Here is a 20,996-nt window from a genome sequence, read left to right on the forward strand (position 1 = left end):
GCGCCCACAGCTGTTCTCAGTTCACTTCTTGGACAGGCCGAGCTCGTCGAGAACTCCCTGGACCCGGGTGTTCTCCACCTTGAGCCATGCCGTGAACTCGTCACCGGTGAGGAAGTTGTCGTTCCAGGCGTTCTTCTGCAGGGTGTCCTTCCAGCCCTGCGAGCCGTGCATCTTCTTGAGCGCCTCGACGTACTGGGTCTTGAGCGCGTCGTTCACACCGCTCGGGGCCATCATCGAGCGCCAGTTCTGGAACTCCAGGGACGTGTCGACGTCGGCGGCGGTCTGGGCGAACTCGACCCCTTCGACGGGCTTGGCCGAAGACACGAGGAGGCCGTTCATCGAGCCGTCCTTGACCTGGGCGGAGAACTCGCTGAGACCCGAGACGCCCGCCTGGACCTTGCCGCCGAGGATCGCCGTCGTCGCCTCGCCGCCACCGCTGTAGGGGACGTAGTTGACGTCGGAGGGCTTCACTCCGTACTGCCTGGCGAGCAGTCCGATGAAGATGTGGTCGGCGCTTCCGGCGGAACCGCCGGCTATCGAGACCGACTTGGGGTTCTTCTTGATCGCCGCGAAGAGGTCGCCGACCGTCTTGTAGGGCGAGTCCTTGGGCGTGACGATGACCTCGTACTCGCCCATGAGACGGGCGAGAGGAGTGAGGTCGTCGAGGGTGACGTCGGTCCCGTTGCTGATGACGCCGCTCATCATGGCCAGGCCGGAGGCGACCCAGAGGTTCTCCTTGCCCTTCTGAGGCGCGACCTGCGCGAGGGCGACGGTGCCGGAGGCGCCGGGGACGTTCTTGACCTCCGCGGCCTTCGCCAGGTTGGCGGACCTCAACGAGTCCTGGACCGCGCGGGCCGCCTGGTCCCAGCCGCTGCCGGGAGCCGCGGGCGCGATGATCTCCAGACGGTCGAGCGCCTTCGCCTTGGCCCCTGCGCCCGAGGATGTGTCGCTGCCACTGCCGCATGCGCTGAGGGCAAGGACAGCGACCGCCGCCGCGGCGGTGATGCGGGTGATCTTCATGGAGACTTCCTTGTCTCTCCGACGGGGTGTCTGGAGAACCGGAATGTATACAGACGGCGGGGCGCCCACAAGGGTCAACGCACATTTCGCGGCTCACTCGTGACCAACGATCCAGCTCGTGTATACACTGCGCCCATGCTGACCACTCCCCCCACTGCTGCGGGACGTGCCTACGCGCAATTGCGGTCGGAGATCCTCGACGGCGTTCTGCCGGCGGGCGCCCCCCTCCTGGAGGTGGAGCAGTCCGACCGTCTGGGAGTCTCCCGCACACCGGTGCGCGAAGCCCTGAGCCGACTTGTCGCGGAAGGCCTCGCCGAGCCCTCGGGGAAGCGAGGCGTCGTGGTCACCCAGGTCGACGACCGCGATGTGCGCAGCCTCTTCGAGCTGCGTTCCTGCCTCGAGGCCCAGGCCGCCCAACTCGCCGCCGCGCGGGGCGAACCCGCCGTCTTCGCGGCGTTCGAGGACAACTTCACACGGTGGCACGACCTCTTACGCGGCCCCGCGGTCTCCGAAGAGCAGGTGAGCGACTACTTCGCGCTCATCCGGCGCTTCGACCAGGCCGTCAACAAGGCGACGGACAACTCCTTCCTCGTCGACGCGATGGAGAACCTGCGGGGCCATGTCGCCCGTGTGCGCCGCATGGCCGGCCACTCCCAGAGCAGGCTCGAAGCGTCCGCCTCGGAGCACGCGCTCATCGCGCGGGCCATTTCCCGCCGCGACGCCGCGCTCGCCCTCCACGCCACACACATCCACCTGCACAACAGCGTCGAACACTTCCGCCACTCCTGGCGTCCCGCCGAGAGCGACGCGCCCGAAGGGCAACACCCCACCACAGCAACGGAGACGCCCCGATGAAGAACCACCCCGTCCGGTCCCACCGCAGCGAGGAGAACCTTCCCCGCGAGGAGCAGCTGGCCTGGAAGATGGCACAGGTGGCCACGGACCCGGTCGAGGTCACCGACTCCGCCGCCGAGATGATCGTCAACCGCTTCATCGACAACGCCGCCGTCGCCGCCGCCTCCGTCGGCCGCGCCGCCCCGTCGTCGGCGCGCGCACAGGCGCTGTCGCACACGCCGAGCCGCGGCGGCGCGGGCTCGACGCTCTTCGGACTGGGACAGGACACCCGGACCAGCCCCGAGTGGGCCGCCTACGCCAACGGGGTCGCCGTCCGTGAACTCGACTACCACGACACCTTCCTCGCCGCCGACTACTCGCACCCCGGCGACAACATCCCGTCGGTCCTCGCCGTCGCCCAGCACACGGGCAAGGACGGGCACGCGCTCATACGCGGTATCGCGACGGGCTACGAGCTCCAGATCGACCTGGTGCGCGCCATCAGCCTGCACAAGCACAAGATCGACCACATCGCCCACCTCGGCCCGTCGGCCGCGGCGGGCATCGGAACCCTGCTCGGCCTGTCCACCGAGGTGATCCACCAGGCCATCGGCCAGGCACTGCACACCACGACCACGACCCGCCAGTCCCGCAAGGGCGAGATCTCGTCGTGGAAGGCGTACGCGCCCGGGTTCGCCGGCAAGCTCGCGGTCGAGGCCGTGGACCGGGCGATGCGCGGAGAGACCAGCCCGGCCCCGATCTACGAGGGCGAGGACGGCGTCATCGCCTGGCTGCTCGACGGCCCGGAAGGCCGGTACGAGGTGCCGCTCCCCACCCCCGGTGAGCCCAAGGAGGCGATCCTCCTCAGCTACACCAAGGAGCACTCCGCGGAGTACCAGGCCCAGGCCTGGATCGACCTCGCACGCAAGCTCCTGCGCGAACACCCCGACACGGCGGACCCGGCCAAGGTCGCGAGCATCGTGGTCCACACCTCCCACCACACCCACCACGTCATCGGCTCGGGCGCGAACGACCCCCAGAAGTACGACCCCGACGCCTCGCGCGAGACCCTCGACCACTCGCTTCCCTACATCCTCGCCGTCGCACTCCAGGACGGGCGCTGGCACCACGTCGACTCCTACGCCCCCGAGCGCGCGTCGCGGCCCGACACCGTCGCGCTGTGGCAGAAGATCACCACCGTCGAGGACCCGGTGTGGACGGACCGCTACCACGCGGGCGGCGACCGCCAGTCGTACGGCGGCCGTATCGTCGTGACCCTCCTCGACGGCCGGACCGTCGAGGACGAGATCGCCGTCGCCGACGCGCACCCCGCCGGCGCCCGCCCCTTCACCCGCGAGAACTACGTCGAGAAGTTCCGCACCCTCGCGACCCCCGTACTGGGCGAGACCGAGGTACGGCGGTTCCTCGACCTGGCGCTGCGGCTCCCGGAACTCACGGCGAACGAGGTCCGCGACCTCACCTTCGTCGCCCGCGCGGGACAGCTGCCGCCCGCCGCCCGCCCCGGAATCTTCTGAGGAGCCGCAGATGCTGTACACCACACGGACCGACACGGACAAACGCCGGGACTTCCGCCGGCGTCTGGACTCCGGCGAACTGCTGCGCATGCCCGGTGCCTTCAACCCGCTCTCGGCACGGCTCATCGAACGCCGCGGCTTCGACGGCGTCTACGTCTCGGGAGCGGTCCTCAGCGCCGACCTCGGCCTCCCCGACATCGGACTGACGACACTCACCGAAGTCGCCGGCCGCACCCGCCAGATCACCCGCGTCACCGACCTGCCCACACTCGCCGACGCCGACACGGGATTCGGCGAGCCGATGAACGTCGCACGCACCGTCCAGGAACTCGAGGACGCCGGCCTCGCCGGGCTCCACATCGAAGACCAGGTGAACCCCAAACGCTGCGGCCACCTCGACGGCAAACAGGTCGTCGACGCCGAAACGGCGGTACGGCGGATCCGCGCGGCCGTCGACGCCCGGCGCGACCCCGACTTCCTCATCGTGGCCCGCACCGACATCCGTGCGTCCGAAGGACTCCGGGCGACGATCGACCGGGCCCGGCGACTGGTGGACGCCGGAGCGGACGCCATCTTCCCGGAGGCACTGCGCACCCTGGACGAATTCGCCCGCGTGCGCGCCGCGATCGACGTGCCGCTCCTCGCGAACATGACCGAGTTCGGCAAGAGCGACCTCTTCACCCCCGACCAGCTCAGCGACGCCGGCGTCAACATCGTGATCTGGCCCGTGTCCCTGCTGCGCATGGCCATGGGAGCCGCGGACCGCGGCCTGAGCACACTGCTCGACCAGGGCTCCCTGACGGACCGGCTCGACGAGATGCAGCACCGCCGCGACCTGTACGACCTCCTGGACTACGAGAGCTACAGCGGCTTCGACTCCTCCGTCTTCAACTTCCGCCTGGAGGACGACTGATCGATCGCCCGGCCTCGCCGCCGCCCTCCCAGGTGACCTGGCCGAGTCGGCGCAGCAGCCCGCGCGCCGCCCCCAGGTCACGCACCAGGGGGGCGGAGTGCCCTCGGATTGGATCGCCGTCCGAGCAGGGTGACGTGGTAACCGGACTGCCACAGCCGGAAAGCGGAAGCTGTTCCCGCGATCCCGGAGCCGATGACGATGACGTTCTTCGTATTTACCCGCTCCATTGTCCGGGCGTCTCCCGATCAGATGAATATATGCGAGACATTGTCAGGTGAACCCCATCTCGCCAGCGGGTACGGGCCGTTGACACCGACCGGCCTCGCTGGTGCAATCGATGGTGAGCGACCAGGAGAAGTGGCGGCTTTCAACGGGGCCACTCCGCACGGGCGTACCGACTGCTTACCCTGCCGCGCCGGTGCACGGAATCAGTCGTCAAGCACCGGACGTGTGTTCCTTTCCGCCGGAAGGAAGTGCCGGATGCAGGAGAGACCCCTGCCCGAAAGCGAATACTCTGATTACGGGGAGGAGGTATTCGCTTTTGAATGCCCTTCGCGGTTGCATCGGCTCAAGGCTCTGGCGGCCGTGTGCGATCCCGCGACAAGGGCCGACCTTTCGCGATGGGGGTTGCGGCCGAGGGCCCGGTGCCTGGAGATCGGGGCGGGTGCCGGGACGGTCGCGCTCTGGCTCGCCGAGCGGTCCTCGGGGGGCGAGGTCACGGCCACTGATACCGACATCCGGTTCATGGCGGGACTCCAGCACCCGGCTCTGCGCGTCCTCCGGCACGATGTGCGCACCGAGGATTTCCCCGCCGGGACCTTCGATCTCATCGTCGCCCGCAGCGTCCTGTGCCATGTGGGCGAGCGGGACGCGGTGCTGGCCAGGATGGTGTCCTGGCTGCGGCCGGGCGGACGGATCTATGTCGAGGACCCCTCCTTCTTTCCCGCCGCCTCCTCGGCCGACCCGGTCGTACGACGTCTGGGCGGCGCGGTCGTCGCCACCCTGGCCAGGGCGATCGGCAGCGATGTGGAGGCATGGGCGCGATCGTTTCCGGCCCCGCTCCTCGGGCGAGGCCTCGTACGGGTCGGAGTGCGCGTCCACTGCTCCACGCTGACCTCGGGCAATGCGGCGGGGGCCGCGTGGCGGCACTCGGTCGCCGATCTCGTGCCGGTGATGGACCGGCTGGGGATTCTGCCGGAGGCCGATGCCGTGGCCGCCCTCGCCCACCTGGAGCGTCCCGAGTTCGTCGATGTGGCGCACGCGATGATCGGCATGTGGGGCGTTCTGCCCGCGGACCCGGGAACGGAACGGGGACACCTTGTCGATCAGACCGGTTGAGGGATCGGCGTCGTGGGACGCTCCGGCCCGGCGCGCCCCCCCCGCACGGGAACGGCGTCCATCAGTGGCGTGTGGCGCGGGATCACACCGGATCCGCGTTCCACGCACCCCTCGTGCTCGGGAGACGACGATGACCGACGACCCGCCACCCGTCCACCACACCGCCCCGTCGGCACTGGACGCGGGCCGGCTCTCCGGCGCGCGGCCCGAGACCGCGGACGGTGCGGCCGTCGACGGGAACATCCACGTCGGGTACTGGGACAGCCCCGCGGACGACCGCTCGCTCGACCGCGCCACCGACCGGCTCACCGACCTCGTGGCGGAGCGGCTGGCGGCCGTACCCGGCAGACGTCTGCTGGACGTCGGCTGCGGAACAGGACGGCCCGCGCTGCGCATCGCCCGGGCCACCGGTGCCCGTGTGTCGGGAATCTCGGTCAGCGAAGAGGACGTCGAACTCGCCAGAACCCGGGCGGATGCCACGGAGCTGGCCGACCGGGTGGACTTCCGGTACGCGGACGCCTGTGAGCTGCCCTTCGAAACCGCGTCCTTCGACGGTGCCTGGGCGATCGAGTCCATGATGCACATCAGTGATCGGACCGCCGCCCTCACCGAGATCGCCCGGACCCTGCGACCCGGTAGCCCGCTGGTCATCACCGATGTGCTGCTCCGGTCGCCGGTGACCGGGGACGCCGCGGATCTGGTCCGCCGGACGTGCCGCGCGTTCAAGTCCCCCTCGCTGCCCGAACCGGCGGAGCTCCGCGCCGCCCTCGACCGCGCCGGTCTGGAGGTGGTGGAGTTCAACGACATCGGAGAGCATGTCCGGCGCACCTACCAGGCGTTCGCCGATGCCTTCGACGGTGTCGCGCCTTCTGCCGACGACCCCCATCACGAATTCTTCAGCTTCACCCGCTCCCTTCCCCGATTCGGCGCGCTCCCGCAGATCGGCTACGCCTTCCTGATCGCGCGCCGCCCGTGAACGAAGGGCCGCCCGGAGATCGGGAGCCTTGTATGAACACATGTTCCTCATAGGGTGGAGGTGGTATAAGGCGGAAATCCAGGTACGATAAAAATCGAGAGCCGGCAGCAATGCGGACCGCTTTAACATTTTACCCGATGTATGGCACATGTGAATTTTATGTGCAGGTGAAATGGGGGAATGATGACCCGCTTACCCGTTGGCGGCTGACATGGCCGGGACGGCCGAACCCCGACTGATGGTCGGCGCGCTGATCCGAGACCCGTACGACCGGATCTTCGTCCAGCGCCGCTCGGCCGGCCGACGCCTCTTCCCCGAGTGCTGGGACGTCGTCGGCGGAGCCGTGGAGAGGGGGGAGACCCTCCTGGGCGCGCTCCACAGGGAGATAGCGGAGGAGACCGGATGGCGACTGCGCCGCGTTCTCGCCCGGGTGGCGCACGAGGAGTGGACGGCGAACGGACTGCGGCACATCGAGTCGGACTATGTCGTCGAGGTGGACGGGGACCTCTCGTCGCCCGAACTCGAACAGGGCAAACACACCGAGTTCGCCTGGGTGGCGGCCGAGGGAATCTCGCTGCTCGACGAGAACGCGGAGCGCAGTGGAAGCGCCTTCATCAAGGACATCGTGACCGCGGCACACGTCTGGCTCGCCGATTCTTCAGGGAAGAGCCGAAGCGTGCTCTGAACCGCCTGCGGCCAAGATTTTGATGGGGATCTCCACGAGCTTTCCCGGCTGCCCGAGCAATCCTCGAACAATATTCGGTGAGGGGGGTATTCCGTATGCCCGGCGACAGACTGGAGAATGTGCGCCCGCGATCGCGAGTACTGGTGGTCGGATTTGCCGGACACCAAGGAAAAGAGTATCTGCCGATCATACGGGAGAGCGCGGATGTCGTCGGCGGGGTCGACCCCGCCCCGGCGGCCTCATCGCTCGCCGAGGAGTGGGGATTCCCGTATTACGGTCACCTCGGTGAGGCACTCGAAAGAGTCGACTTCGACGCCGCGCTGGTCACCGTGCCGCACAGTGAGCACTTCCCGGTCTGCGCGAAACTCCTGGCGCACGGCAGGCACGTCATCAAGGAGAAGCCGTTCGCCGTCACCGAACAGGAAGCCCGGCAACTGATACACCTGGCACAACGGGCCGACCGCAGCGTCTTCACCTTGCTGCAACGCAACTTCGACCCCGTGTTCCGGTTCGCCCGGGAAAACCTCGCGCGGATCGGGGAGCCCTACTGGTTCTCCTACGACTACCACTTCAACCTGGCTCATCCGACCACGGGTTGGCGCGCCTCCCGGGCGCAGGCCATGGGCGGTGTGCTCCTCGACATGGGCTACCACCTCATCGATGTGCTCAGCGGAATGTTCCCCGGGCCCGAGCCGCCCCGGGTGAACTCCGCCTTCGTGCACCACTACCAGGAGATGCGGGATCGCCGACTGGAGGATCTCGTCAGCCTCATGTGCAGCTATCCCTCAACGGGACTGATGGGATCGCTGCGCATCTCACGCCACAACTACGAGAAGGTCGAACACCTCTGCGTGCTCGGCACGGAGGGCGCGCTGAACGTCGCCCCGGGGATCGCCGTACTGCACTCCGTCGGAGGGCTGCCCCTGGAGCGCCGCACCCGGGAAGGCCCCAAGACCGACACCGTCCGTTCCATGATCGCCCACCATCTGGCGCACCTGGACGACCGCGACTACCGCCAGGGCCACCTTCAGCGTCAACTCACCGTCGTACGCACGATCGACAGGATCTACCGGGACCGATTACGCGCGCGGAGCGAACTCGCCCGCCGGTGCGCCTGACGCCGCCGCCCTCCCGTACGGCGATGGCCGCGCGCTCGCCCAAGCCGTTGGCCGTGCTCGCCGTGCGCGCGCCGACCGGGCCCGACGCGCCGATCCCGAACCCACCCGCGAAAGCAGGAAGGGCACATGACCAGCGCCGAACAACTCGCCCTCCTCGGAGGCGCACCCGCCATCGAGCAGCCGCTGCCGCACGAGATCTGGCCGCCTCCCGCCGACGAGGCGGAGCTGTCCGAACTCGCCGGGCAGCGGAACACCGACATCTCCATCAAGGGCAACAGCGGCCCCATCGGCCGGCTCGAGGCCGACTTCCTCGCGTTTCTGGACGGCGGAGCCCGCTTCGCGGTCACCTTCAACTCCGGCACCAGCGCCCTCCTCGCCGCCTACTTCGCACTCGGCGTACGCGAAGGTGTGGACGTCGTGGGACCGGCACTCACCTACCACGCGGCACTGAGCCCCGTCTTCGCCCTCCGCGGCGACGTGGTCCTGGCCGACATCGACCCCGACACCCGCGGTCTGGACCCCACAGCACTTCAAGCCGCGCTCACCGAGCGCACCAAGGTCATCACGGTCGTCCACCAGTGGGGCCACCCCTGCGACATGGACGCGATCCTGCGGATCGCCGAGCGCCACGGACTGCGCGTACTGGAGGACTGCTCCCACGCCCACGGCAGCCGCTACAAGGGCAGGCCCGTCGGCACCTTCGGCGACGCCGCGGTCTTCTCCCTCCAGGCCAACAAGGCCGTCTACGCGGGGGAGGGCGGCATCCTCGTCACGAGCGACTCCCAGGTGCACGACCGCGCCACCCTCCTCGGGCACTACCGGGACCGCTCCCGGGACACCGTCCTCGACGAGGACCTGCGCGCGCACTGGGTCACCGGCTTCGGGCTCAAGCTGCGCATGTCGCCGTTCAACGCCATCGTCGCCCGGCACGCGCTCGCGGCGTTCCCGGCGCGCAAGGAGGCCCGGCACCGCTGCCTGCGCCACTTCGGCGAGCGACTCGGCGACGTGACCTATCTGGAGCCGGTGCACACCGCCGACCACGTCGACATGGGGGCCTGGTACGGCTACAAACCGCTCTACCGGCCCCAGGCGCTGGGCGGGGTCCCTCGCTCGGTGCTCATCGAGGCGCTGCGCGCCGAGGGCATGGAAGTGGGCGCCCCCTCCGGCCCCCGGCTGTCGACCCTGCCGCTCTACGCCCGCCCGGACAACCCCCTCTTCCCCGGAACGCCCAAGAAGGGCGTCACACCGGAGACCGGCTCGCACGCCGAACACGCCGAACACGTCGAGCAGCACGCGCTGTCCCTGCCCACCTTCACCAACTGGCCCGAGGACACGAAGCTCATCGACCAGTACGCCGAAGCCTTCCGCAAGATCGGTCGTCACCGCGAAGCGCTCGTGCGGTACGCGGCCGACCCGTCCCGATGACCGACACCACCGAAGAGGTAGGGAGAGACCATGACTTTCAAGGAGTCCCCCGAGGCGGTGGCCCAGGTCCTGCGGCACGCCCTCGCGGGTGACGACCTGCCGGACTCCTTCACCCTGCTGGGACGGGAATGGACCCTGCACCGAGGCGTCTTCCCCGGCACCCTGAGCGCCGCCACCGAGGTGATGGCCTCGATCGTGCCCTATCCCCGGGGCGGCTCCTTCCTGGAGATCGGCTGCGGCACGGGCGTCATCTCCGTGACCGCCGCGCTGGCCGGCTGTGCCTCCGTCACCGCCCTGGACATCAATGAGAAGGCCGTGGCCAACACGGCCGCCAACGCCGAGCGGCACGGAGTGAGCGACCGGGTACGCGTCCTCCACAGCGACATGTACACGGCGCTGGAGTCCACGGAGCGCTTCGACACCATCTTCTGGAACGTGCCCTGGACCTATGTGGAGGACGACTTCTCACTCTCCACCGATCTGCACTCCGCCGTCTTCGACCCCGGCTACCGGGGCCAGGCCCGGTACATCGCCGGCGCTCATGAGCATCTGGCCGACGGCGGCAGACTGCTGTTGGGCACAGCCGACCTGGGGGACCGCGAACGGCTCGACGCCTTCGCCGAGGAAGCCGGGATGCGGGTCGAACTGCTGCGCCGCGTACGCCGGATCGAGGAAGTACGGGTCATGGAGTACCACATGCTCGAACTACGCACGAAGTGATCCGGCGCTCCATGTCGCACCACGCCGATCTCGAACTGGCCCTGCGGCTCAGCGATCTTTCCGACGACATCACCGGCCGTCGCTTCCAAGCCCGCGACCTGCGGATCCAGGAGAAGCCTGACCGCACGCCCGTGACCGACGCGGACAACGCCGTCGAGAAGGCCGTACGCGAGGCACTGAGCGCCGCCCGCCCCGACGACTCCTTCGCCGGGGAGGAGACCGGCGGCACCGTCACGGCCGGGCGAACCTGGATGGTCGACCCCATCGACGGCACCAAGAACTTCCTGCGCGGGATACCGGTCTGGGCGACCCTGATCGCCCTGCTGGAGGACGGCCGTCCCACCGTCGGTGTGATCAGCGCCCCCGCCCTCCACAGCCGCTGGTGGGCGGCGGCCGAGCAGGGGGCCTGGCTCCGGCGCGGGCCGGCCGGCAGCACCCCCCTGCCGCTGCGGGTCTCCGGCGCCACCCGCCTCGCCGACGCCTATCTGTCCACCACCAGCACCCGTACCTGGGACGTCTTCCACTCACGTGAGGCATATCTGCGGCTGGCGGAAGCGTGCTGGGAGGACCGCGCCTTCGGGGACTTCCTCCAGCACTGCATGGTCGCCGAAGGAACCCTCGACATCGCGGCCGAACCGGTCGTGAACCCCTGGGACATCACCGCCGTACAGATCCTCGTGGAGGAAGCCGGCGGTGTCTGCACCGACCTCCTGGGCGTCTCGCCCCAGAGCGGCACCGGCGCGCTGTCCGCCAACCCGCGGCTGCATCAACTCGCCCTGAAAGCCCTCTCGGAGCCGCCCCCGGCCCTCGCCCCGCCACTGCCCGAACGGCAGTTGGGAAAACCATAGAGAAACGGACCATCATGCTGATTCTTTCCCTCAAGGAAGGCCATGACGGGGCGATAGCAGCCGTCGAGGACGGCAGGCTGCTCTTCTCCCTGGAGGCGGAGAAGGACTCGTTCCTCCGCTACAGCAACCTCACCGCCGAGGCGTTCGCCGTAGCCGCGGACCGACTGGACAAACAGCCGGACGTCATCGCCATGAGCGGCTGGATCAAGGGGACCCAGGCCACCGACCAGCCCTCGCGTGCCGGGTACTTCGGAGTGGGCGAGTCCGCGATTTCGGACGAAGCCGGCCGGTTCTTCGGGAAAAATGTGCGCGCCTTCTCCTCCACACATGAGCGCTCCCACCTCATGACGTCCTACGGGATGTCGGCTCTCCGCCGTGACCAGCCCTTCTACAGCCTGGTGTGGGAGGGGAACATCGGCTCGTTCTACCGCATGGACGAGAGCGGGAAGGTGACCCACCTCAAGGAGGTCCTCAACCACCCGGGCAACAAGTACTCGTACGGCTTCGCGCTCGCGGACCCCAAGTTCAGTCCGCACCAGGAATTCGTCCGTTTCCAGGACGCGGGCAAGCAGATGGCCCTGGCCGGATTCGCCGAGAATCGACCGGCGACCCAGGCGGAACGGGAAGTCATCGACTTCATTCTCGGCCAGAAGGAGGTCATCACCGGCAATCTGAAAAACCGGATGATCGATTCCCCCTTCCACAACATCGGTGTGGAATCGGACGCGTACAAAAGCCTCGCCGCCCAGCTGTCGAACGCCATCTTCGACCGGTTCCACGCATACGCCAGGCAGTATTTGACAGAGGGCCTCCCCCTGCTCATCTCCGGAGGCTGCGGCCTCAATTGCGAGTGGAATCGCCGCTGGCGCGAATGCGGGCTCTTCCCCGCGGTCTTCGTCCCGCCGTGCCCCAACGACAGCGGCTCCGCCATCGGGACCGCCATCGACGCCCAGCACTTCTACACCGGCTCGGCCGACCTGGACTGGGACGTCTACGCGGGCGGCGAATTCGTCGAGGACATCGAGTTCGACCCGCGACGCTACAGAATCCGCCCACTGAGCTACGGCGAGGTCGCCCGCCACCTCCGCGACGGCGACATCATCGGCTGGGCACAGGGCCGCTGGGAAATCGGCCCCCGCGCGCTCGGCAACCGGTCGATCCTGGCCGCCCCCTTCACCGAGGAGACAACCGTCAGGCTCAACAAGATCAAGCAACGCGAGAGCTACCGCCCCATCGCCCCCATCTGTCTGGAGCGGGACGCGGGCCGCTGGTTCGGCGGAGGAGTCCCCGATCCCTACATGCTGTACTTCAGCCAGGTCGAGTCCGGCGAACTGCGGGCGGTGACCCACGTCGACGGAACGGCTCGCACCCAGACCGTCGACCCGACGGTGAACCCGGAAATGGCCGACCTCCTGACCTCATTCGGCGAATTGACCGGTTTCAGCGTCCTCTGCAACACCTCGCTCAACCATTCGGGGCGCGGATTCATCAACCGCACCAGCGACCTGATCGCATACGGCGAACTCCACGGACTGGACGGATACGTCGTGAATGGCACCTTCATCACTCCACGAAACAGCGCCACCCGCTGACACCCGCCGGAGCTGGGGCGAGGAACCCCTCACTCCGCCCAGGGGGAGCCCTTGACGACCTCGACGAAGTCGTCGCGCACGAAACCCGGCGCGAAGTGCGCCAGTACGTCCGCCTCGACCGCGCGCAACTGCTCCTCCTCGACGGACCCCGGCCGGCTTCACCCATATCCTCGCCCTGCCCCCGGCGGCCGGCGGCATCCGCCGGTCCCTGCTGATCAAGGGGGCGGACGGAGTGATCCTCAACTGGTCCACCGGGGTGGAGAAGCAGGGGGCTCTGACCACGCTCACCCCAGGGCCGGCGAAGCTGACCGGGTACATCGCTGTGCCCCGGGAGGTGTTCTCGTGCCAGTACGAGTGGCAGGACGCCTCCACCCGGCTGGAACTCCGCGTCGACCTGGAGGGACCCAACCCCTCCCGGCTGATCAGCGGTGACATCTTCACCCTCACCGGCGGTCAGAACCCCGTCTACCAGAACTCCTTCCGCTGCACCCCCACCACCGTGCAGGTCAGCCCCGGATCCGTCGTCGCGAGCGCACCGACCGTGGAGTTCCACAAGCCCGCGCCCGCCACCGCCTTCTCTCCTCATCGACCGGAACCCCTTCGGCGGCAAGCCGCCGTACGCCATCTGGGACCTCAACCGGGATGAATGGACCCAGACCCTCAGCGGCGACGGCAACCGGGTCTCCCCGTAACTTCCGCGCCATCGACGACGAAGTGGACTCCATCGCCGGAACGGCGGCCTTCGACTCGTACGACACCAGCAGGGCCGCCACCCAGCCCGGCTACCGCAACCGGGTGCTCACGGTGCCCGCCGCCTTCGCCGAAGCCCGGCTCGAAGTCCGTCCCGCCGGGGTGCGCAACGTCTTCAACAACGCCGGCTCCGGCTGGGACCTGCGCTGGTCCACGGCCGAACTCCACGCCGCGATGGTCGCCAACTTAAGCCAGTACCGCGACGTGCCGCAGCGGAAGGTCCAGGGATACAGCGATCTGTCCTGGATGAACTACCCCGACAACTACCAGGGACCGAAAGGCGACAACGGCCAGAACGCCGTCTGGGGCGGCTTCCCCTTCGCCTTCAGCGACAGCGAACTGCGCCACGGCTTCCGCCCGCCCGACATCATCGACAGCGTCCAGCAGCTGACGGCCGCCGTCGACGCCTCCCTCGGCGACGAAGGACTCGACAACATCACCCTCAACGCCGCCATGCGCCGCCTCGCCCTCGTCCACGTCAAGGACGGCAACACCCAAGCCGCCAACCAGGTCCTCGACACCCTCGTCACCACCTTCGAACACAAGAACGTCCCCGCGCCCGCCCAGCGGAGCTGACCCCGCACACGGGCGAGCAGCGATCCCGGCCCCGGGGCGTACGGGCACACCCGTACGCCCCACCGGTCCGTTCGCGCGGGAGTTGTTCACCAGATGCGCAGCGCGTCTTTCTTGCGTTCGAGTCGATGCTTTAGAGTGCCGCGATTCAGCATTTCCGATCCGAAGTGGGGAAAATGAAATTGCTTTTGCGCCACATGGTGGTGCTGTGTTCCGCACTCTTCGCGGTGATAGCCATGTCGGTCGGCTCGGCGCAGGCAGCTCCACGACCGGTTCCTGTCACAGCCGGTGACAAGTACGCCATCAAGTCCGTGGGCGTCGGCCTGTATGTGTCGGCCGAAGTCAACAACAGTGGTGCCACGGAAGGCATGTTGCGCGCCCGCAAGTCGGGCTCGAAGGAGGACTTGGGCAGCTGGGAAAGGTTCACGCTGCACACCGACGACAAGGGGGAGACCATCACCCTGCGATCGGAGGCGAACGGGAACTACGTCACGACCGAGCGGGGGTACACGGGCAGTCACCGGAATCTCCTCCGTGCCCGGGGTACGACCGTTGGGGGTTGGGAGAAGCTCCAGCTGGTGAAACAGCCCGATGGGCACTACGCCCTGAGGGCGCAGAAGGCCGGCATCGACGGCACGGACGTGTACGTGACCGCCGAGAAGCAGGACGCCGGGAACGATGCCGGGCTGCTGCGGGCACGGGCGTCGGCAGTGGGGTCCTGGGAGAAGTTCGAGCTCGAATTTCTGGGTGAAAGCAACCAAGGCAGTGAGGGCTCCCGGCCCCAGCCCGCGGCCCCCGTTCCGGCGGCCGACATCCGAGTGATGTCATGGAATCTCTGTGCCAATCACAACGACAAGTGCGGAAACTTCCGTACAGAAGGCGGTGAACTGGGCGACCAGATCGCCAGCCGGATGGGCTCCACGACGGAAGCGCAACAGTATCGAGCCGTCTTTCTCCAGGAGATCTGCGAGTCCCAAGCATCGGAGATCGAGACAAAGCTCGAATTCAAGACCGGTACGGGGTGGAGCGTACGCTTCGCGCCCATCAAGTACGCGGTCGACGATTCATCTGTGAATGCCGCCAGGACCTGTCACAACGCGGGTTCTGCGGGGGCCTGGAAGGATCGGGGCGCCTACGGCATCGGCCTCGCGATACCGGACTCCAACGTCTGGTACACCTCGTACGACCTGCCCTCGCCTGCGAACCGGACCATCGACGGTGTTTGGGTGCGCATTGAGCAGCGCACCGCTCTGTGCGCTGTCCTCCCGGCCCAGGCCCTGCAGTTCTGCACGGCCCACTTCAGCGCCGGCCTGCCGACCGACGACGCGGACGGCACGAAGCGGAAGGAGCAGGCCGCGCTGTTGCAGCAGATCGTCCATGCGTACACCCCGGCCGGTTACCGCACCGTCTACGGCGGCGACTTCAACGCTGTGCCGCCGGACTCCGCTTCCCCCGACACGCCCAAGGACGTGATGGCCTCCGCCTACCAGAAGGACAAGGAGTGCGACGAGGGGCGGGACACCGCGCGCCCCCGTGACGGACGGGCCACGAAGCCACTGGAGGGGCGAAGCATCAAAATCGACTACCTGTTCGCTCCGTCCGGCGCGACCGTCCTGTCCTGCGATGTGACGAACCCGAACCCGCCCCCGATCGTCCTCCCGCCGACCGACCACTACCCGCTCAAGGCCCACCTCCGGATTCCCGCACTGTGACACGGGTCCTGGTCCGGGATGCCCGGTTCCGGACCAGGGCCGGTCCTCCCGGTGCCGTCGGTCCCCCCGCTCCAGGAAGGGCCGGACCGCCACTGCCACGGCATTCGGAGGTGGGGGTCAGGACGCGACTCCCACGACCTGTCCGACCGCTGCCGGGTCTTCGGCCAGCGTGAGCATCGCGTGGGCCACGTCCGCGCGGCTCACGGTGTGGCTGCGAGACACGGCTCCGCCGAACCGCATCCGGTACGCCGCTGTCGGCGGGCCGTCGGTCAGCCGGGGCGGGCGGATCACGGTCCAGTCCGCGTCGCTGGCCCGGATCTCGTTCTCCGTGACGGCCAGATCCGCGTAAATGTCCTTGAAGACGCGTCGTACCAGGGGCAGCAGCACCGAACGGTACAGCGGGCCTTCGCCGGGCGGCGGGGGCCCGACCGGGGTGGCGCTCACGGCGACGAGACGCCGTACCCCCTCATCGCCGAGGGCGTGCAGGATGGCACGGGTCCCGGCGGAGGTGATTCCCGCGGCCTTGTTGGTGGGTGCGCCGAGTGCCGAGAGCACCGCGTCGCTTCCCGCGATCGCCGGGCGCAGCGCTTCCGGGTCGGTCACGTCGGCGACGACGACCTCCAGTCGCTCGTGCTCGCGGACGGGCAGCCGGGCCGGGTCGCGCACGACGGCCGTGACCTCGTGTCCGGCGTCGAGTGCCTGCTGTACGAGCTGGCGGCCGGTGCCACCGGTCGCACCGAAGACCGTATAGCGCATGTGTCGCCCCTCCTGGAGGTGGGTAAGTGTTCACTCACCTCTAGAGTGAGTGCATGCCCACCGCGAAGTCAACACGCCCCACCCGCGAGCGGATCATCGACGCCGCCGAGCATCTGCTGCGCTCCGCCGGGCTGGCCCGTACCACAACCAAGGAGATCGCCCGCGAGGCCGGGTGCTCCGAGGCGGCGCTCTACAAGCACTACCGCAGCAAGGAAGAGATCTTCGTCCGCGTCCTCCGGGATCGCCTGCCCCGCCTCAACCCCCTGCTGGACGAACTGGGGCAGGACCCCGGCGGCCTCGGCGTGGAGCACAACCTCACCCGCGTCGCCGAGCACGCCGTCCGCTTCTACCAGCAGAGCGTTCCCCTCGCCGCCTCGCTCTTCGCCGAACCCGCGCTCAGGAAACGTCACTTCGAGGGGATGAAAGAACTCGGGCAGGGCCCGCACATCCCCCTGGAGGCCCTCGCCCGCTATCTGCGCGCCGAGCGCGACCGCGGCGCCCTGCGCGCGGACGCCGACCCCGACGCCGCCGCGGCCCTCCTCCTCGGAGCCTGCTCCCAGCGGGCGTTCGTCTACGACGCCTCGGAAGGGATGCCACCGCCACAGTCCACCGAGGAGTTCACGGCCGGCCTCGTCCGGACCCTGTTGCACAGCCTGCTGCCGGACCCCGACAAGTCTCCGGCCCCGGGCACCTCCTGAACAGCAGTCCGCCCCGCCCACGCGGGAGGGGGCGCAATTTTCCGGATGCCCCGGACGGCCGCCGTGCCCGCCTGGTACGAAGGAGGGCACGGACACCCCCGACCGAGAGGCGCCACATGTCGGACGAGCTGCTGATACGGAAGATCGGCCATGGCTTCGACCATCTCGACCGTGACGGTGACGGCCGTTTGACGGAACACGACCACACCCTCATGGGACAGTCCGTCGCCGCCTCCCTCGGACACCCCGAGGGGTCACCGGCCGGGCAGCGGGTGGTCGCGGCCTACCTGGCGATCTGGCGGGAACTGCACCTGCCGCATCTGCCGCCGGGAGCGGACGCGGTCAGCCGCGCGGAGTTCATCGCCTCCACCCGGACACTGGCCGACGACCCGGCGGCGGCCCTGGCCACGCTCGGCGCCCTCGCGGAGGCGTTCCTCGCGGTGGCCGACACGGACGGCGACGAAGTGGTGGACGAGGAGGAGTTCTTCGCCTTCCAGCACGGGCACTTCCCCGCGCTGACGCGGCAGGCGGCAGGCGAGGCGTTCCGCCGCCTCGACCGGGACGGGGACGGCGCCCTGTCCCGGGAGGAGTTCATCGGCGGCATGGTCGAGTTCTGGACCAGCCGCGACCCGGGGGCCCCGGGCACCTGGTGGACCGGCACGATCGACTTTCCCCCGGCCTGAACTCCTGCCTGAACTCCTGCCTGAGCCCCGGCCGGACGCCCGCACCAGCTCCGTCCGGGGACTTGCGGATGCTCGGCTTGGCTCTGATCGGGTGAATCGCCGACGCGGGTCAGCGAGGCGGGCGGCCAGGATCCGGACTGGGGCCGGGGATTCCGGCCGCCGGCCGTGCCGACCGGCAGCGGCGCTGTGGGCTGGATCACGCTTGAGGTTGACCTTGGGGCAGGGTGGAGGCTCATCGCATGGGCACGGTGCCGATCCGGCACAACCGATGTGAAGGAGCAACATGTTCACCGACCTTTCCGGCCAGGGGCAGGATCGTCCGGAGCTGCAGAAGGCGATCGAGGAGCTGGCCGAGTCCGGCTTCGTCGGGGTCCAGCTCCGGGTGAACGACGAGCAGGGCGAATGGGTCGGCAGCGCCGGGGTGCGCGAGCTGAGCCAGAGTGCCAAGCCGCTGACGAACGGGCACTTCCGCATCGGCAGCAGCACCAAGAACTTCGTTGCCACCTCGGTGCTCATGCTGGTGGCCGAGGGAAAGATCGGCCTGGACGCCCCGGTCGATGACTACCTGCCCGAGTTCGGTCTCGACCGGCGGATCACGGTGCGGATGCTGCTTCAGCACACCAGCGGGATCTTCAACCACACCGGCGAGCTCTACGAGGACGGGACGATCGTGCTGGGGGTCCCCTGGCAGGGCAAGGACTGGGTGGACAACCGGTTCAAGACCTACCTGCCCGAAGAGCTGGTCCGGCTGTCGTCGTCCAAGCCGGCGCGGTTCGCACCGGGTACGGGCTGGAGCTACGCCAACACCAACTACGTACTGGCCCGGCTGGTGGTCGAGAAGGTCACCGGCCGTTCGTTCGCCGAGGAGTTGCAGCGGCTGATCCTGGGGCCGCTGGGGATGACCGGTACCGTGGTGCCGGGCGCATCGCCGGAGATTCCCGAGCCGCACAACCACGGCTACTACCGCTACGAGGACGCCGGGCAGGAGCGGACGGTCGATGTCACCCGGCAGAACCCGTCCTGGGTGGGGGCCGGCGGCGACATGATCTCGACCACTTCGGATCTGCACACGTACTTCTCCGCGCTGATGGGCGGCAAGCTCCTGCCCGCCGAGCTGTTGGCCGAGATGCGCACGCCGGAGGCGACGGTCGGCTACGGCCTCGGAGTGTTCGCACAGGAGACGGAGGGCGGCACCGTCTTCCACCACAACGGAGCCACCATGGGCTCGGCGGCACTGATGTACAGCACCCCCGACGGCAGCAAGACCCTGACCGCCGGGCTGACCTGGGTGGACGACGCCGACCTGTCGATAGCACCGGCATTCCGGACCGCCCAGCGGCGTTTCGTCGACACGGTGTTCTGCGGCAAGCTGGACCGATGAGGAACGGGGTCACGATCGGGCGGGCGGCGGCGTTCGTCGGCGTCACGGTGAAGACGGTGCGGCACTATCACAAGCTCGGACTGGCCACGGAGCCGGAACGCGACAGCTCCGGCTACCGGCGTTACGGATCGGGCGAGCTCCTGCAACTGGTGCAGGTCCGGACGCTGGCCGCCGCGGGCGTGCCGCTGGCCGAGATCGGGCCCATGCTCGACGCCGACGCCGCGCGGTTCGGCACCGCGCTCACCGACGTCGAGCGGCGGCTCACCGAGCGCATCGACGAACTGGTCGCCCGCCGCGACACGCTGCACCGGCTCGCCGACGGCGACCGGGCCCTGCTGCCCGACCGCGCCTGCGCGGTCCTGGACCGAATGCCCGGCCTCGGCTTCAGCCCCGACTACGTGGCCGCGCAGCGCGAGGCCCTGGTCCTGGCCCGCGCGCTGGTGCCGGAGGTCTTCGACGGCTTCCTGACGCAGCTTGAACACGGGCTGGACGACCCCGAGTACATCGACCTGACCAAGCGCGGCCAGGAGGCCGAGACCTGGGAACCGGACGACCCGAAAATCGAGGAACTCGCGGCGGCCATGGCCGACCGCTACCTCGCCAACCCCGCGCTGCTGGGGGATCACGCCAGCCTGCAGGCCTGGGCCAAGGCTTCGGCCCAGTACAAGCTGATCAACAACCACCGCGAGGACCAGGCACCGGTCGCCGCCCGGCTGACCGCGCTCACCGAGACCAGACTCCGCGCCGCGGGCGTAGCCGTCCCCCGCCGATGAGGCCCTGCAAGTCCTTCACCGCGTCTCTGTACGTGATCGGCGGGCGGGCGTCCGGCTCGTGGCCTGTGCCAGTTCAGTTCCGGTTCGCGGCGAGCCCGGCCGGAGCACTCAAGAGCTGATACTCGGCACTGGAAAGGCCATTTCTCATGCCGGCCCCCCTTCTGATCGCGCAGGGAGCAATCAACGTGCCGCCGTCCTTCGTCCACCGGATCACCAAGTACGACCCCGCCGACCGTGACGAACACGGCCACTACACCGGTGCCGAGGAGGCCGTCAGTGACCATGGACCGGTCGAGGCCGCGTACCTCAACGCCGCACGCTTCCACCGCCTCACGCCGCAGAACCTCGACGCGGCGCGTACCGGACTCGGCCCGCGCGCCCTGCTGACCGTCTGGCCCGACCTGAACCCCGATGTCGGCGCGGTCCTCGCCACGCTGCCGGAGGAGGGATCCGCGGAGTTCGTCTGGGAGACACAGAACGGGACGATCAGACACGCGGTCGTCGACGACACCGAGTACGACGAGCTCGCCACCCTGGTGGCCGACGCCCGAGCGGCCTGCGCCCTGCCCGTACATCTCGACGAACGCCACCCACTTCTCTGCGCCGCCCTGCCCGACGGCGACGGCGTGCTGCGTGCCCGGTGGTGACCCCGTTCACGCCGGGTTG

22 protein-coding genes are annotated in these 20,996 nt (G+C 68.8%); 19 read left to right on the plus strand and 3 right to left on the minus strand.

The genetic code is table 11. The annotated features are described in order from the left end of the window. Nucleotides 1-21 precede the first annotated feature (21 nt). Complete coding sequence (locus tag ABD371_RS27825; RefSeq protein ID WP_344482653.1) at nt 22-1,020, minus strand: Bug family tripartite tricarboxylate transporter substrate binding protein; 999 nt, start codon at nt 1,018-1,020, stop codon at nt 22-24. Between the two features lie 135 nt (nt 1,021-1,155). Between ABD371_RS27825 and ABD371_RS27830 the strand changes: the two genes are divergently transcribed. The 3 genes from ABD371_RS27830 to prpB are packed head-to-tail and all read left to right on the plus strand — an operon-like array spanning nt 1,156 to nt 4,302. Further along, the gene (locus ABD371_RS27830; protein ID WP_344482656.1) at nt 1,156-1,875 is read left to right on the plus strand and encodes a GntR family transcriptional regulator; all 720 of its coding nucleotides are present in this window, start codon (nt 1,156-1,158) and stop codon (nt 1,873-1,875) included. Then, nucleotides 1,872-3,389, plus strand: a complete 1,518-nt coding sequence (locus ABD371_RS27835) for an MmgE/PrpD family protein (RefSeq protein WP_344482659.1) — start codon at nt 1,872-1,874, stop codon at nt 3,387-3,389. Before ABD371_RS27830 ends, ABD371_RS27835 begins: the two co-directional genes overlap by 4 nt. Before the next feature lie 10 nt (nt 3,390-3,399). Then, nucleotides 3,400-4,302 (plus strand): methylisocitrate lyase, encoded by a 903-nt coding sequence (prpB, locus tag ABD371_RS27840; RefSeq protein WP_344482662.1) that lies wholly within the window; start codon nt 3,400-3,402, stop codon nt 4,300-4,302. Nucleotides 4,303-4,379: 77 nt separating this feature from the next. Here the strand turns inward: prpB and ABD371_RS35890 are convergent, their stop codons facing one another. Beyond that, nucleotides 4,380-4,529, minus strand: coding sequence for an FAD-dependent oxidoreductase (locus ABD371_RS35890; RefSeq protein ID WP_381734894.1), 150 nt, complete (start codon nt 4,527-4,529; stop codon nt 4,380-4,382). Between the two features lie 253 nt (nt 4,530-4,782). On the opposite strand from ABD371_RS35890, the gene ABD371_RS27845 reads away from it, so the two are divergent. From ABD371_RS27845 to ABD371_RS27895, 11 genes are all read left to right on the plus strand, one after another. Beyond that, a complete protein-coding gene (locus ABD371_RS27845; protein ID WP_381734892.1) occupies nt 4,783-5,640 on the plus strand; it encodes a class I SAM-dependent methyltransferase in 858 nt (285 codons plus the stop codon). Nucleotides 5,641-5,770: 130 nt separating this feature from the next. After that, nucleotides 5,771-6,616, plus strand: coding sequence for an SAM-dependent methyltransferase (locus tag ABD371_RS27850; protein ID WP_344482668.1), 846 nt, complete (start codon nt 5,771-5,773; stop codon nt 6,614-6,616). Nucleotides 6,617-6,815: 199 nt separating this feature from the next. Next, nucleotides 6,816-7,301 carry an NUDIX hydrolase gene (locus ABD371_RS27855; protein WP_344482671.1) on the plus strand — a complete coding sequence of 162 codons (486 nt, stop codon included), beginning with the start codon at nt 6,816-6,818 and terminating at the stop codon, nt 7,299-7,301. A gap of 95 nt (nt 7,302-7,396) precedes the next feature. Then, nucleotides 7,397-8,419, plus strand: coding sequence for a Gfo/Idh/MocA family protein (locus ABD371_RS27860; protein WP_344482674.1), 1,023 nt, complete (start codon nt 7,397-7,399; stop codon nt 8,417-8,419). A 126-nt stretch (nt 8,420-8,545) separates the two neighbouring features. Then, nucleotides 8,546-9,844 carry a DegT/DnrJ/EryC1/StrS aminotransferase family protein gene (locus ABD371_RS27865; protein WP_344482677.1) on the plus strand — a complete coding sequence of 433 codons (1,299 nt, stop codon included), beginning with the start codon at nt 8,546-8,548 and terminating at the stop codon, nt 9,842-9,844. 30 nt (nt 9,845-9,874) lie between these two features. After that, a complete protein-coding gene (locus ABD371_RS27870; protein WP_344482680.1) occupies nt 9,875-10,564 on the plus strand; it encodes a methyltransferase in 690 nt (229 codons plus the stop codon). Nucleotides 10,565-10,575: 11 nt separating this feature from the next. Next, entirely contained in the window at nt 10,576-11,412 is an 837-nt protein-coding gene (gene hisN / locus ABD371_RS27875; RefSeq protein WP_344482683.1) for a histidinol-phosphatase, read from the plus strand. 14 nt (nt 11,413-11,426) lie between these two features. Further along, nucleotides 11,427-13,004 carry a carbamoyltransferase C-terminal domain-containing protein gene (locus tag ABD371_RS27880; RefSeq protein ID WP_344482686.1) on the plus strand — a complete coding sequence of 526 codons (1,578 nt, stop codon included), beginning with the start codon at nt 11,427-11,429 and terminating at the stop codon, nt 13,002-13,004. Between the two features lie 232 nt (nt 13,005-13,236). Beyond that, nucleotides 13,237-13,650, plus strand: a complete 414-nt coding sequence (locus ABD371_RS27885) for a hypothetical protein (RefSeq protein WP_344482689.1) — start codon at nt 13,237-13,239, stop codon at nt 13,648-13,650. A 68-nt stretch (nt 13,651-13,718) separates the two neighbouring features. Next, on the plus strand, nt 13,719-14,330 hold the full coding sequence (locus ABD371_RS27890; RefSeq protein WP_344482692.1) for a hypothetical protein: 612 nt from the start codon (nt 13,719-13,721) through the stop codon (nt 14,328-14,330). Nucleotides 14,331-14,503: 173 nt separating this feature from the next. Then, nucleotides 14,504-16,039, plus strand: a complete 1,536-nt coding sequence (locus tag ABD371_RS27895; protein ID WP_344482695.1) for an endonuclease/exonuclease/phosphatase family protein — start codon at nt 14,504-14,506, stop codon at nt 16,037-16,039. Between the two features lie 117 nt (nt 16,040-16,156). On the opposite strand, the gene ABD371_RS27900 is transcribed toward ABD371_RS27895, so the two are convergent. Further along, the gene (locus tag ABD371_RS27900) at nt 16,157-16,795 is read right to left on the minus strand and encodes an NAD(P)-dependent oxidoreductase (protein ID WP_344482698.1); all 639 of its coding nucleotides are present in this window, start codon (nt 16,793-16,795) and stop codon (nt 16,157-16,159) included. A gap of 53 nt (nt 16,796-16,848) precedes the next feature. Between ABD371_RS27900 and ABD371_RS27905 the strand changes: the two genes are divergently transcribed. The 5 genes from ABD371_RS27905 to ABD371_RS27925 all read left to right on the plus strand — a co-directional run bounded on the left by ABD371_RS27905 (nt 16,849) and on the right by ABD371_RS27925 (nt 20,977). Next, entirely contained in the window at nt 16,849-17,493 is a 645-nt protein-coding gene (locus ABD371_RS27905) for a TetR/AcrR family transcriptional regulator (RefSeq protein WP_344482701.1), read from the plus strand. A gap of 116 nt (nt 17,494-17,609) precedes the next feature. Next, nucleotides 17,610-18,176 (plus strand): EF-hand domain-containing protein, encoded by a 567-nt coding sequence (locus ABD371_RS27910; RefSeq protein WP_344482704.1) that lies wholly within the window; start codon nt 17,610-17,612, stop codon nt 18,174-18,176. A 283-nt stretch (nt 18,177-18,459) separates the two neighbouring features. Continuing rightward, the gene (locus ABD371_RS27915) at nt 18,460-19,557 is read left to right on the plus strand and encodes a serine hydrolase domain-containing protein (RefSeq protein ID WP_344482708.1); all 1,098 of its coding nucleotides are present in this window, start codon (nt 18,460-18,462) and stop codon (nt 19,555-19,557) included. After that, nucleotides 19,554-20,330 carry a MerR family transcriptional regulator gene (locus ABD371_RS27920; protein ID WP_344482711.1) on the plus strand — a complete coding sequence of 259 codons (777 nt, stop codon included), beginning with the start codon at nt 19,554-19,556 and terminating at the stop codon, nt 20,328-20,330. Before ABD371_RS27915 ends, ABD371_RS27920 begins: the two co-directional genes overlap by 4 nt. 185 nt (nt 20,331-20,515) lie before the next feature. Next, nucleotides 20,516-20,977, plus strand: coding sequence for a hypothetical protein (locus ABD371_RS27925; RefSeq protein ID WP_344482714.1), 462 nt, complete (start codon nt 20,516-20,518; stop codon nt 20,975-20,977). Nucleotides 20,978-20,996: the final 19 nt, after the last annotated feature.

The organism is Streptomyces amakusaensis, from assembly GCF_039532665.1.
Taxonomy (GTDB): domain Bacteria; phylum Actinomycetota; class Actinomycetes; order Streptomycetales; family Streptomycetaceae; genus Streptomyces; species Streptomyces amakusaensis.